General features: G+C 53.9%; 9 protein-coding genes. 7 read left to right on the forward strand and 2 right to left on the reverse strand.

Annotation, left to right across the window (positions count from 1 at the left end; translation table 11 throughout):
• Nucleotides 1–555 carry a 1,6-anhydro-N-acetylmuramyl-L-alanine amidase AmpD gene (ampD, locus tag E0E17_RS10490; protein WP_130834021.1) on the forward strand — a complete coding sequence of 185 codons (555 nt, stop codon included), beginning with the start codon at nucleotides 1–3 and terminating at the stop codon, nucleotides 553–555.
• Nucleotides 552–1406, forward strand: coding sequence for a beta-lactamase regulator AmpE (gene ampE, locus E0E17_RS10495; protein WP_130834022.1), 855 nt, complete (start codon nucleotides 552–554; stop codon nucleotides 1404–1406). The genes ampD and ampE overlap by 4 nt, the downstream gene beginning before the upstream one ends.
• Nucleotides 1407–1552: 146 nt before the next feature.
• Here the strand turns inward: ampE and aroP are convergent, their stop codons facing one another.
• Nucleotides 1553–2908 carry an aromatic amino acid transporter AroP gene (aroP, locus tag E0E17_RS10500; protein ID WP_130834023.1) on the reverse strand — a complete coding sequence of 452 codons (1356 nt, stop codon included), beginning with the start codon at nucleotides 2906–2908 and terminating at the stop codon, nucleotides 1553–1555.
• Nucleotides 2909–3422: 514 nt separating this feature from the next.
• On the opposite strand from aroP, the gene pdhR reads away from it, so the two are divergent.
• The 5 genes from pdhR to E0E17_RS10525 all read left to right on the forward strand — a co-directional run bounded on the left by pdhR (nucleotide 3423) and on the right by E0E17_RS10525 (nucleotide 11466).
• On the forward strand, nucleotides 3423–4187 hold the full coding sequence (gene pdhR / locus E0E17_RS10505) for a pyruvate dehydrogenase complex transcriptional repressor PdhR (RefSeq protein WP_130834024.1): 765 nt from the start codon (nucleotides 3423–3425) through the stop codon (nucleotides 4185–4187).
• 212 nt (nucleotides 4188–4399) lie between these two features.
• Nucleotides 4400–7063 (forward strand): pyruvate dehydrogenase (acetyl-transferring), homodimeric type, encoded by a 2664-nt coding sequence (gene aceE, locus E0E17_RS10510; protein WP_130834025.1) that lies wholly within the window; start codon nucleotides 4400–4402, stop codon nucleotides 7061–7063.
• A gap of 14 nt (nucleotides 7064–7077) precedes the next feature.
• Nucleotides 7078–8967, forward strand: coding sequence for a pyruvate dehydrogenase complex dihydrolipoyllysine-residue acetyltransferase (gene aceF / locus E0E17_RS10515; RefSeq protein WP_130834026.1), 1890 nt, complete (start codon nucleotides 7078–7080; stop codon nucleotides 8965–8967).
• Between the two features lie 259 nt (nucleotides 8968–9226).
• Entirely contained in the window at nucleotides 9227–10651 is a 1425-nt protein-coding gene (lpdA, locus tag E0E17_RS10520; RefSeq protein WP_130835515.1) for a dihydrolipoyl dehydrogenase, read from the forward strand.
• A gap of 425 nt (nucleotides 10652–11076) precedes the next feature.
• Complete coding sequence (locus tag E0E17_RS10525) at nucleotides 11077–11466, forward strand: hypothetical protein (protein WP_130834027.1); 390 nt, start codon at nucleotides 11077–11079, stop codon at nucleotides 11464–11466.
• 239 nt (nucleotides 11467–11705) lie between these two features.
• Here E0E17_RS10525 and E0E17_RS10530 read toward each other — a convergent pair whose 3' ends face one another.
• Complete coding sequence (locus E0E17_RS10530; protein ID WP_130834028.1) at nucleotides 11706–13289, reverse strand: alginate lyase family protein; 1584 nt, start codon at nucleotides 13287–13289, stop codon at nucleotides 11706–11708.
• Nucleotides 13290–13719: the final 430 nt, after the last annotated feature.

Below are 13719 nucleotides of genomic sequence, written 5' to 3' on the forward strand. Positions count from 1 at the left end.
ATGAGACTGGAGCAGGGGTGGATCGCTGAGGCGCGCAAAGTGCCATCGCCACATTTTAACGAGCGGCCGGATAATGAAACGCCGTCACTGTTAGTGATACATAACATCAGCCTGCCGCCCGGCGAGTTTGGCGGCCCCTGGATTGATCGCCTGTTTACCGGGACACTGCCGCCCGATGCTCATCCCTATTTTGCGGAGATTTATCAGTTGCGTGTCGCGGCACATTGTCTGATTCGCCGCGATGGTGAAATCGTGCAATATGTACCTTTTGACAAACGTGCCTGGCACGCCGGGGCTTCCTGCTTTGGCGATCGCGAAAACTGCAACGATTTTTCTATCGGCATCGAGCTGGAAGGGACAGATACGCTGCCCTATACCGATGCGCAGTATCAGCAGCTGAGTGTGGTGACCCGGTTACTGATGGCACATTACCCGCTCACGCCTGCCCGTATTACCGGGCACTGCGATATTGCGCCGCAACGTAAAACCGATCCTGGTCCTGCCTTTGACTGGCAGCGCTACCGGACACAGATAAAGCAGGAGCCGCAGCTATGACATTGTTTACTCTGTTACTGGTGCTGGGCTGGGAGCGCCTGTTTAAGCTGGGCGAACACTGGCAGCTGGATCACCGGCTTGAGCCGCTTTTCCGCCAGCGCCGTCATTTTTCCCTGTTGCGCACCCTCGCGATGACGCTGCTGGCGATGCTGATCGTCTGGCTGGCGGTCTGGAGCCTGAAAGGGGTGCTGTTTGGTATTCCGCAACTGTTGTTCTGGATTGTTATCGGCCTGCTCTGTATTGGTGCCGGGTCGGTACGGTTGCACTATCATGCTTATCTGAAGGCGGCCAGCCGGGATGAGCAGGCGGCGCATCAGGCGATGGCCGCTGAGCTGACTCTGATCCACGGCGTGCCGGTTGAATGCAGCGAAGAGGAGTTTTTACGCGAGCTGCAGAATGCGCTGGTGTGGATCAACTTTCGCTTTTATCTGGCGCCGCTCTTCTGGTTTGTCGTGGGCGGCGCGTGGGGGCCGGTATTGCTGGTCGGCTATGCGTTTCTGCGTGCCTGGCAGAGCTGGCTGGCGCGCCATCTGTCGCCGCTGGAGCGCACCCAGTCGGGCGTGGATAAGATTCTGCACGTGCTTGACTGGCTGCCGGTGCGTCTGGCAGGCGTTGCCTATGCGTTACTGGGTCATGGCGAACGGGCACTGCCCGCCTGGTTTGTCTCCTTAGGCGAATGGAAACGTGGTCAGTATCAGGTGCTGACCAGCCTCGCGCAGTACTCGCTGGCGCGCGATCCGCATCTGGATAAAGTCGAAACGCCGCGTATTGCGGTGGCGCTGGCAAAACGCGTCTCTCTGGTGCTGGTGGTCGTGGTTGCTATTCTGACCATTTACGGTGCGCTGGTATAAACGTGTGGCAGAAAACAGATATGACCGCAAAGGGCTGCAGAATAAAGAGGCGGGTAACAGAAGCGTGTGAGGGAGGAAAACCTTCTGCCAGGGCGAGGTCGCCGCTGGCAGAAGAGGGCAGGGACGCGTAACGCCCCTGCCGTTACTTAGCGCTTCTGCGCTTTGTTTTTAATCGCGTAACCGATGCCTAACACGACCACCCACACCGGGATCAGCCAGACGGAGATCGCCATACCCGGGGTCATTGCCATGATCACCAGAATGCCGACGAGAAAGACCAGGCAGATCCAGTTCCCCAGCGGGTAGAGCAGCGCTTTAAAGCGGGTATTCACTCCCTGACGATCTTTCGCTCTGCGGAATTTCAGGTGCGCCAGGCTGATCATTGCCCAGTTAATTACCAGCGAGGAAACCACCAGCGCCATCAGCAAACCAAAAGCTTCACCCGGCATCAGATAGTTGATCAGGACGCAGATGGCGGTGGCCAGCGCAGAGAGACCCAGCGCCACATAAGGCACACCGCGACGATCCACTTTCAGCAGCGATTTAGGCCCGTTGCCCTGTTTCGCCAGACCGTAAAGCATACGGCTGTTGCTGTAGACGCAGCTGTTATAGACCGATAATGCCGCGGTCAGGATAACGATGTTCAGCGCATTCGCCACCAGTTGGTCGCCCAGTTCGTGGAAAATCAGTACAAACGGGCTGCCACCTTCTACTACTTTGGTCCATGGATAGAGCGACAGCAGCACAGCCAGCGAACCGATATAGAAAATCAGGATACGATAGATCACCTGATTGGTGGCTTTCGGAATGCTTTTTTCTGGTTCATCCGCTTCAGCAGCTGTGATACCAACCAGTTCCAGTCCGCCAAAGGAGAACATAATCACCGCCAGCGCCATTACCAGACCGGTAACGCCGTTCGGGAAAAAGCCGCCCTGCGCCCAGATATTGGTGACGGTGGCTTCCGGGCCCGCCGTACCGCTCAGCAGCAGCCAGCAGCCGAAAACGATCATACCGACAACCGCCGCCACTTTAATTATCGCGAACCAGAACTCCAGCTCGCCATAAACCTTAACGTTGGTCAGGTTGATGGCGTTAATCAACAGAAAGAATACGGCGGCAGAAACCCAGGTCGGGATTTCCGGCCACCAGTACTGGATGTAGATGCCGACCGCGGTGAGTTCCGCCATGGCGACCAGCACATAAAGTACCCAGTAGTTCCAGCCTGAGGCGAAACCGGCAAAATCACCCCAGTATTTATAGGCGAAGTGGCTGAAAGAACCGGCAACCGGCTCCTCTACCACCATTTCACCCAGCTGACGCATAATCAGAAAAGCGATAAAGCCGCCAATGGCATAACCCAGCAGAACTGACGGGCCAGCCATTTTGATCGTCTGAGCGATCCCCAGAAACAGGCCGGTACCCACTGCACCACCCAGCGCGATCAGCTGAATATGGCGATTTTTCAGGCCACGTTTCAGCGTATCGCCGTGCTGTTGTTCCATACAAACCTCGTGATGTTTTTTTATTCTTCATTTGCAGCGCAGGGACGCTGTCAGGAAGCTATTACATTAATGTATTGATTATTTTACGGTATCAGTCGTGCTGTTTGCAGCCGGATGCTACCCTGGCGACAAGAATAGTGATAAGCGCGACGCTTTGCACCTGCTTTTATATTTTGTGCTGCACCACCTCTGAAAAAAATCAAAACGGCCTGATGAGCGCCCTGTTTTTTCTGTTGCCAGGGAGCGAATAAAGCGGAATAAAATTGCGCAAAAAAGCGTCGAAAAACAGCGTTGCGGCAAAAGATTTTTGGCAAAAAAAGCCCTGAGTTCTTAAACCAGCAGGTCAGGTTTCTGTTTTTTTCCCGCTGACTTAGGGCAATCGGCGTGTTTCTCTTCTTTTATTGTGACGGCGGTCATATAGACATCAGGTGAATACTTTGTTACTTTACCGGCTCCTTTTGGCAATTGGTATTACCAATTTACTGCAGACGATTGGCATCATTAAGAAGGGAAAATGGCTTACAGTAAGATTCGCCAACCCAAGCTCTCCGACGCAATTGAGCAGCAACTTGAATCGCTGATCATGGAAGGGACGCTACGCCCCGGGGAAAAGCTGCTTCCGGAGCGTGAACTCGCCAAACAATTCGATGTCTCACGTCCTTCACTACGTGAAGCGATCCAACGTCTGGAAGCCAAAGGGCTATTGCTGCGCCGTCAGGGTGGCGGCACCTTTGTCCAAACCAATCTCTGGCAAAGCCTGAGCGACCCGCTGGTTGGATTGCTTGCCGAACATCCGGAATCTCAGTTCGATCTGCTGGAAACCCGCCACGCGCTGGAAGGTATTGCCGCCTATTATGCAGCGCTGCGTGGCACAGATGAAGATCTGCAACGCATACGCGACTGTCATCTGCAGATTCAGCAGGCGCAGGACAGCGGCGATCTGGATGCGGAAGCGGACGCTGTCATGCAGTATCAGATAGCGGTCACCGAAGCTGCCCATAATGTCGTACTGCTGCATTTGCTACGCTCTATGGGCCCGATGCTGGAACAAAACGTCCGTCAGAATTTTGAATTGCTCTACTCCCGCCGGGAAATGCTGGCGAAAGTGAGCGGTCACCGCGCCAGAATTTTCGAGGCGATTGTTGCTCGTGAGCCAGAAAAAGCGCGCGAAGCATCACACCGCCATCTGGCGTTCATTGAGGAAATCTTGCTGGACAGAAGTCGGGAGCAGAGTCGACGTGAACGCTCCCTGCGTCGTTTACAGCAACGGAAGGAATAACGCGCGGCGATGAACGTGCGGATATAAACGACGGGCCTGTCTCCTTGTGCTTTACAGGTCTCCAACAGTTCAGGCTGGCTATAGCGGCCTGATGCTGTTTTTGCGATTCCTGAAAATTTGGCTGCGACTGGGCTGAAAGAGGTAAGGAAAGAGTACAGGGAGACAGGCTCCTGAACATTCAACGTATTAGACACAGATAAGGAATACACCCCATGTCAGAACGTTTACAGAATGACGTGGATCCGATCGAAACTCGTGACTGGCTACAGGCGATCGAATCGGTCATCCGTGAAGAAGGTGTGGAGCGCGCGCAGTTCCTGATCGATCAGGTTCTGGGTGCAGCCCGCAAAGGCGGCGTAAAAGTCGCTGCAGGTTCCTCCCTCAGCAACTATATCAACTCTATTGCTGTTGAAGATGAACCGGAGTATCCGGGCAATACCTCGCTGGAGCGCCGCATTCGTTCGGCCATTCGCTGGAATGCAATCATGACCGTTCTGCGTGGTTCGAAAAAAGATCTGGAGTTGGGTGGACATATGTCCTCATTCCAGTCTTCCGCAACCATTTACGAAGTCTGCTTTAACCACTTCTTCCGCGCCCGCAGCGAAAAAGATGGTGGCGATCTGGTGTACTTCCAGGGACATATCTCGCCGGGCATTTATGCCCGCGCCTTCCTTGAAGGGCGTCTGACAGAAGAGCAGATGAACAACTTCCGTCAGGAAGTGGACGGCAAAGGCCTTTCTTCCTATCCGCATCCCAAACTGATGCCGGAATTCTGGCAGTTCCCGACCGTTTCTATGGGTCTTGGCCCGCTGTCAGCCATCTATCAGGCTAAGTTCCTGAAATACCTTGAGCACCGTGGCCTGAAAGATACTTCCGCTCAGACCGTGTACGCTTTCCTCGGCGACGGTGAGATGGATGAGCCGGAATCCAAAGGCGCTATTACCATCGCCACGCGCGAGAAGCTGGATAACCTGGTGTTCGTGATCAACTGTAACCTGCAGCGTCTCGATGGCCCGGTCACCGGTAACGGCAAGATCATTAATGAGCTGGAAGGCATCTTCGGTGGTGCTGGCTGGGAAGTGATCAAAGTGATCTGGGGCAGCCGCTGGGATGAACTGCTGCGTAAAGATACCAGCGGTAAGCTGATCCAGCTGATGAACGAAACCGTTGACGGCGACTATCAGACCTTTAAATCCCGTGACGGTGCTTACGTGCGTGAGCACTTCTTCGGTAAATATCCGGAAACCGCTGAGCTGGTGAAAGATATGACCGACGACGAAATCTGGGCACTGAACCGTGGCGGTCATGATCCGAAGAAAATCTACGCGGCACTGAAAAAAGCGCAGGATACCAAAGGTAAACCGAGCGTGATTCTGGCACATACCATCAAAGGTTATGGTATGGGCGACACTGCAGAAGGTAAGAACATCGCGCACCAGGTGAAGAAAATGAACACGGATGGCATTCGCTATATCCGCGATCGTTTCAATGTACCGGTAGCTGATGACAAACTGGAAGATCTGCCGTTCGTGACCTTTGAAAAAGGGTCTGAAGAGTACAACTATCTGCACGGCCAGCGTGAAAAACTGGGCGGTTATCTGCCAAGCCGTCAGCCGCAGTTCAGCGAGAAGCTGGAGCTGCCGAGCCTGGAAGATTTCCGTGGTCTGCTGGAAGAGCAGAACAAAGAGATCTCTACCACCATCGCCTTTGTGCGCGCCCTGAACGTGATGCTGAAAAACAAGTCGATCAAAGATCGTCTGGTGCCGATCATTGCGGATGAAGCGCGTACCTTCGGGATGGAAGGTCTGTTCCGTCAGATTGGTATCTATAGCCCGAACGGCCAGCAGTACACCCCGCAGGACCGTGAGCAGGTGGCGTACTACAAAGAAGACGAGAAAGGCCAGATTCTGCAGGAAGGGATCAACGAGCTGGGCGCAGGCGCATCCTGGCTGGCGGCGGCGACCTCTTACAGCACCAATAACCTGCCGATGATCCCGTTCTACATCTACTATTCTATGTTCGGCTTCCAGCGCATCGGCGATCTGCTGTGGGCAGCAGGCGACCAGCAGGCGCGCGGCTTCCTCGTAGGCGGGACTTCCGGTCGTACCACGCTGAACGGCGAAGGCCTGCAGCATGAAGATGGTCACAGCCATATTCAGTCGCTGACCATCCCGAACTGTATCTCTTACGATCCGGCTTACGCCTATGAAGTGGCTGTCATCATGCATGACGGTCTGGTGCGTATGTATGGCGAAGCGCAGGAGAATGTGTACTACTACATCACCACGCTGAACGAAAACTACCATATGCCTGCTATGCCGGAAGGTGCGGAAGAGGGTATTCGTAAGGGGATCTACAAGCTGGAAACCCTGGAAGGCAGCAAAGGCAAAGTACAGCTGCTGGGCTCTGGCTCCATCCTGCGTCACGTGCGTGAAGCCGCCCAGATTCTGGCGAAAGAGTACGGTATTGGTTCTGACGTCTACAGCGTGACCTCGTTCACTGAACTGGCGCGTGACGGCCAGGATTGCGAACGCTGGAACATGCTGCACCCGACCGAAGAAGCGCGCGTGCCTTACATCGCTCAGGTGATGAACGATGCGCCAGCGGTTGCCTCAACGGACTATATGAAACTGTTTGCAGAACAGGTTCGTAGCTATATTCCGGCCAGCGACTACCGCGTACTGGGCACCGACGGTTTCGGCCGCTCTGACAGCCGTGAAAATCTGCGTCACCATTTTGAAGTGGATGCTTCTTATGTGGTCGTTGCGGCTCTGGGCGAGCTGGCTAAACGTGGCGAAGTTGATAAGAAAGTGGTGGCGGAAGCGATTACCAAATTCAACATCGATGCCGATAAAGTTAACCCGCGTCTGGCATAAGAGGTAAAAGATTAATGGCTATCGAAATTAAGGTACCGGATATCGGGTCAGATGAAGTTGAAGTCACCGAGATCCTGGTCAAGGTGGGCGACAAGGTGGAAGCCGAGCAGTCGCTGATCACCGTGGAAGGCGATAAAGCCTCGATGGAAGTGCCGTCACCCCAGGCGGGTGTGGTCAAAGAGATCAAAATCGCCACCGGCGACAAAGTGGAAACCGGTTCGCTGATCATGATCTTTGACGCGGAAGAGGCAGCTCAGGCTGCGCCAGCTGCGGCAGAAGAGAAAAAAGAGACCGCACCGGCTGCGCCTGCGGCAACGCAGAGCAAAGAAGTGAATGTGCCGGATATCGGTGGTGATGAAGTGGAAGTCACCGAGATCCTGGTGAAGGTGGGCGATAAGGTCGCTGCCGAACAATCTCTGATTACCGTGGAAGGCGATAAAGCCTCCATGGAAGTGCCGGCGCCGTTTGCCGGTACGGTCAAAGAGATCAAAATCGCTACCGGCGATAAAGTGAGCACCGGCTCGCTGATCATGATCTTTGACGCGGAAGGTGCAGCGCCCGCAGCGGCAGCGAAACCGGAAGTGAAAGAAGAGGCGGCCACTGCTCCGGCTGCGGCTGCCGGCGTGAAAGAGGTCGCGGTGCCGGATATCGGCGGCGACGAAGTGGAAGTCACCGAAGTGATGGTGAAGGTGGGCGATAAAGTCGCTGCTGAGCAGTCACTGATTACCGTGGAAGGTGATAAAGCCTCGATGGAAGTGCCGGCGCCTTTTGCCGGTACGGTCAAAGAGCTCAAAATCGCCACTGGCGATAAGGTGAAAACCGGCACGCTGATCATGATTTTCGAAGTAGAAGGCGCGGCGCCGGCTGCAGCGCCGGCAGCGAAGAAAGAAGAGGCCGCGGCACCGGCGCCAGCTGAGCAGAAAGCGGCTCCGGCTGCCGCTTCGGCAGCGAAATCTGAAGGCTTTGCGGAAAACGACGCTTACGTGCATGCGACGCCGGTTATCCGTCGTCTGGCGCGTGAGTTTGGCGTTAACCTGGCGAAAGTCAAAGGCACCGGACGCAAAGGCCGTATCCTGAAAGAAGACGTTCAGGCTTACGTGAAAGAAGCAGTGAAACGCGCGGAATCGGCACCTGCTGCTGCAGCCAGCGCGGGCGGTCTGCCGGGCATGCTGCCATGGCCGACGCCAGACTTCAGCAAGTTCGGTGAAGTGGAAGAGGTGGAACTGGGTCGTATCCAGAAAATCTCTGGCGCTAACCTGAGCCGTAACTGGGTGATGATCCCGCACGTTACGCAGCATGACGAAGCGGATATCACCGAAGTGGAAGCTTTCCGTAAGCAGCAGAATGTGGAAGCTGAGAAGCGCAAGCTGGACGTGAAAATCACGCCACTGGTCTTCATCATGAAAGCGGTAGCGAAAGCGCTGGAAGAGTTCCCGCGCTTCAACAGCTCTATCTCTGCCGATGCGCAGCGTCTGACGTTGAAAAAATATATCAACATCGGGGTGGCGGTCGATACGCCGAACGGCCTCGTAGTGCCGGTGTTCCGTGATGTGAACAAGAAAGGCATTATCGAGCTGTCACGCGAGCTGACGGAGATCTCCAAAAAAGCGCGCGCCGGTAAACTGACTGCTTCTGATATGCAGGGCGGCTGCTTCACCATCTCCAGCCTGGGCGGTATCGGCGGCACTTCCTTTACGCCGATCGTTAACGCGCCGGAAGTGGCAATCCTCGGCGTCTCCAAATCGTCGATGAAGCCGGTCTGGAACGGTAAAGAGTTTACGCCGCGTCTGATGCTGCCGCTGTCGCTCTCCTTTGACCATCGCGTGATTGATGGGGCTGACGGCGCACGTTTCATCACCTTTATTAATCAGGTGATGTCAGACATTCGTCGTCTGGTCATGTAAATAACAGGGCCGGCGCAAGCCGGCCTTCTTACAGGTCTGGATTATCTGTTTGATTTGTATCACAGAAAAGCCAGCCTGATGCGAAAGGTTTGACTCCACGGAGCCGGAAGCTGTTTGCAGTTTTTTAACATTTCTGTAAACTCTTGCGGTAAACGCGTCCCGGTGGATGAAGGGCGTTGCGAACAATGTATTTACTTATCGTCTGTGACGGCAGGTAAAAAAGACGTCTGACCCGCCGGAAATCAATTAAGAGGTCATGATGAGTACAGAAATTAAAACTCAGGTCGTGGTACTTGGGGCAGGCCCTGCAGGTTACTCTGCAGCTTTCCGTTGCGCTGATTTAGGTCTGGAGACCGTCCTGGTAGAGCGTTACAGCACCCTCGGCGGTGTATGTCTGAACGTGGGTTGTATCCCTTCCAAAGCCCTGCTGCACGTGGCGAAAGTCATCGAAGAGGCCAAAGCCCTTGAAGAGCACGGTATCGTCTTTGGTCAGCCCTCTACTGACATCGATAAAGTGCGTACCTGGAAGGAAAAAGTTATCGGTCAGCTGACCGGCGGCCTGGCCGGCATGGCGAAAGGACGCAAGGTCAAAGTCGTTAACGGTCTGGGTAAATTCACCGGCGCGAACACCCTGGTAGTTGAAGGTGAAGGTGGCGCAACCACCATCAATTTCGATAACGCAATTATTGCGGCCGGTTCACGTCCGATCCAGCTGCCGTTTATCCCGCATGACGATCCGCGCGTATGGGACTCCACCGATGCGCTGGAACTGAAAGAAGTGCCGAAGCGTATGCTGGTAATGGGCGGCGGTATTATCGGTCTGGAGATGGGTACCGTTTACCATGCGCTGGGTTCAGAGATCGATGTGGTCGAAATGTTCGATCAAGTCATCCCGGCCGCAGATAAAGACGTGGTGAAAGTGTTCACCAAACGCATCAGCAAGAAATTTAACCTGATGCTGGAAACCAAAGTCACTGCGGTTGAAGCCAAAGAAGACGGCATTTACGTTTCAATGGAAGGCAAAAAAGCCCCGGCAGAAGCGCAGCGTTATGACGCAGTGCTGGTGGCGATCGGTCGTGTACCGAACGGTAAAAACCTCGATGCCGGTAAAGCGGGCGTGGAAGTGGACGACCGTGGCTTTATCCGCGTCGACAAGCAGATGCGCACCAACGTGCCACACATCTACGCAATTGGTGACATCGTGGGTCAGCCGATGCTGGCACACAAAGGCGTGCATGAAGGCCACGTGGCAGCAGAAGTGATCGCCGGTAAGAAACACTATTTCGACCCGAAAGTGATCCCGTCCATCGCCTATACCGAGCCGGAAGTGGCATGGGTCGGTCTGACGGAGAAAGAAGCCAAAGAGCAGGGTATCAGCTACGAAACAGCGACCTTCCCGTGGGCGGCCTCCGGTCGTGCTATCGCGTCTGACTGTGCAGACGGTATGACCAAACTGATCTTTGACAAAGAAACCCATCGTATTATCGGTGGCGCGATTGTCGGTACCAATGGCGGCGAGCTGCTGGGCGAAATCGGTCTGGCTATCGAAATGGGTTGTGATGCGGAAGATATCGCCCTGACCATTCATGCACACCCGACGCTGCATGAATCTGTTGGTCTGGCTGCTGAGATCTTTGAAGGTAGCATCACCGATCTGCCAAACGCGAAAGCAAAGAAAAAATAAGCCACCGCGTTTACACAGAGAATAACGGCCCCTGAAGGGGCCGTTTTACGTTACGGGTTGTTAAAATGGGCAGCGTCTCCAGGTTGCACTGTCTTGCGTCAGGGCGAGAAATCCCGGAGCACATGGCCCACATCACGACAGATTCCCTCACCGCAGCCGTCCTGGCCCACCTCATTAAGTTACTCCGGTATCACTATGGCAATTGTTCTTTTGCCATTGATCAGCTCCCGCTCATAACGCCCCGGTTATTAATCGTTTTCTTATTCTCTCCTCCATTCGCCTCCTGTCATTTAGCGGGCAGGCATAATTCCTATTTTTATCAGGTAGATGGATTGCATGCCTGACTGGCTGTAAAGTTTCGCAAACAATAATTTAATAACCATAAATAAATTAATGCGGTTTTTCATAAAGGTCAGGAGAGAGCAATGATTTCAGTCTTACGCACACCAGGCTATGCGATCGGTGCTCGTCAGCTTGCCAGAACAGCAGCATCAAGCGAGGCTCTGACCACAGGAACTGTTTCGTCTGTCAGCGATCCCTCTATTATCGACTGGTGTTTTATCAGGTACGGCACGACCAAAGTCCGCGGGTTAAGAAAATACAGTTATTATGCTGAGAAGAATTTCTATGTGGGCTATCTGCAGGCACCCGGACACGGCGAATACCTCACCATCATTGCCCCAAAGGAGAGCGGATCAGTCGTTTTTAGCTATGCGTTCACGGGAGAGATATCCAGTGAAAAAGAGCTCATGTTTGAGAAGCTGAATTTTATGAGCCTGATCATCAGGCAATTTAATGACATAAAGACAGCATAATGGCTGGTTATGATTACGCCCTTCCTGAACTGCACCCCATAAGTTGGACATCTGACTGAGTAAGGTGCAATTTGATGAAAGACATTATCCCTTCGACGTTATCCACTATGTCAATCATGATTTAATTAAATTTAAAATCAAAGGCTTGAACCCGGTAGCGTACCGGGCCCAGGTTGTAACCAACCCTGTGATCTCACTGTCCAACGTTAAAGGGGCAGTTCAACAGAGGCCGTTTTACATTACGGGTTGTTAAAGTGTGTCAGTGTCTCCCAGACCATAAAATAACTGGCCAACGTGGGCCGGTTAGCCGCCAGATAACGGGATGACTCCGGCAGCACTATCTCCCGGCGTTGGGTCAGATCGTTAAACAGAACTTCGCCTTTACCTGTCGACTGCCCTCTTTTGATCGTTCCCTCACACAGGGCTTCAGGCACCTGAATGTTCTGGCTGTTCCCCTCGCTGTTAAGCAGCGCCAGATTAAATTCCATCGCAGCGGCCAGACGCTTGCTGTTGGGAGTACCCAGCGTCGATTCACCATGCAGATCGATGCCCTGAATGCGCGCCGTTTCACTGCCATTCGCCAGAGCGGAGAATCCCCAGAGCACATGGCCCAGATCCCGGCAGGTTTCCTGACTGAGGCCGCCATGACCCACCTCATTCACGGCCAGATCCTGTCCATACCAATAGCCGTTGGGGCCGAGGAGATGGGTGCGGTTAATATAGCTGTTGCGCCAGAAGGCAGGCGGGGCAGGAATAGCGCCATCCTGTCTCATATAAATATAGGCGGGTAACATGCGTCGCCATTTCTCAATGCCTGCCAGAAAAATCTCCGGGTCCTCGTTAAATACGCCAATATTGATCAGGGCGGCGGCCTGAGAGGCAATTAAATTGCCGCCGTATTGCCCGCTGGTGAAAAATCCGTTTTGCAGAAAGCGGGCATAATAGTTATTCAGCATGTTGCGGAAGCGTTCAACATCTTGCTCTGGCCAGCAGGGCGTAGCCTGATGATTGTGACAGGTGTAGCGGATAATTTCAGCGGCGCGTGGCCAGAGGTCCCCTGTCCAGGCGGCCAGATTAAATCTGTTGCTGCCGGTAAATTCGCTGGCGAGCGTTGCAGACCAGGCATCCATAATGCGGATAGCGTTTTCCGCATACACCTTCTCTTGCGTGATGCGCCAGAGCAGAGCCTGGGTCCAGGCGGCAATGGCGTCGTTGCGTAAATCGGTCGCCTCATGGCCATCTGCGGAAACGCTGCGATGGGGCGAAGGCTGATAATATTTGCTGCCGTACTGACTTTGTGCGGCCAGCTTCAGAGCCTTGTTGATCATCGGGTCGCCAGTCTGCACCTGAGATTGCAGGTGCTCTGACATCGCGTCATTAAGCATCACGCCGGGATGAACAAACGTTATCTTATCCCGGACATCCAGTTGCGCGTGACTTATATAGCGCATACCAGCATGTTGGTAAGCTATCTCCAGCGGATATATTTTCGCTTCAGCGGCAGCGGGAACCGTAATTTTCACCATCAGGAGCGGAAGGTCATCGCTTGCTGGCGGAGCATTGCAGTTTTCGCCTTTTGCCCCGGTGCAGAGTACCCGGATGGCAAAACTGGCAGGCAGGCCCGCAACCCTGATATCCGCAGGTGAAAATGCGCTACCTTCGGGTAAAAAAAGCAGGAAGCGCGCCTCGCCAGCGGTTGCGGTGGTAAAGATGCCGGGCAGCGTTTTAAGCTCCCCGGCACAGGCCAGCGGTAAACTGAACAGCAGAAGGGAAAAACAGCCGAGCCATTTATAGCACCTGAATAATGTAAACATAATTTTCATCTTCACCGCCTGACGGAAATAACGCTGACACGAGGGGTGCGCATTAAAATAGGGAGTAAATAATTATAAAAGAAATTATTATTCCTTCATGATGAAGGCACGGGGATACGCATCAGAATTGCCGGTGCCAGCGCGGCGCGGAAGCCAACCGCAGGAGACCGACCTATTACTTACCGGTAGGACAACGGCGTGCAATGACAGGAAAAGTTATGATGAAAAACGGGCCGTCGCAGGCAGGGAGAGCGGCAGATGGCCCACAGGCAGTGCGCTGTCAGGCATTTCTGCCTTGTGACGCGATTTTATCATGCCGTTTCGCCTTCTCACCTCACAATGTTGAATTTTTGTAAACGGATTAACATGTGAGCCGTTTCCTGCTATGCTGCCCTCCGCGCAACCGGGCATCTTACCCTACATAAGGATTGTCGCTTAC

Origin of the sequence: [Erwinia] mediterraneensis (genome assembly GCF_900604315.1) — a bacterium.
Taxonomy (GTDB): domain Bacteria; phylum Pseudomonadota; class Gammaproteobacteria; order Enterobacterales; family Enterobacteriaceae; genus Pantoea; species Pantoea mediterraneensis_A.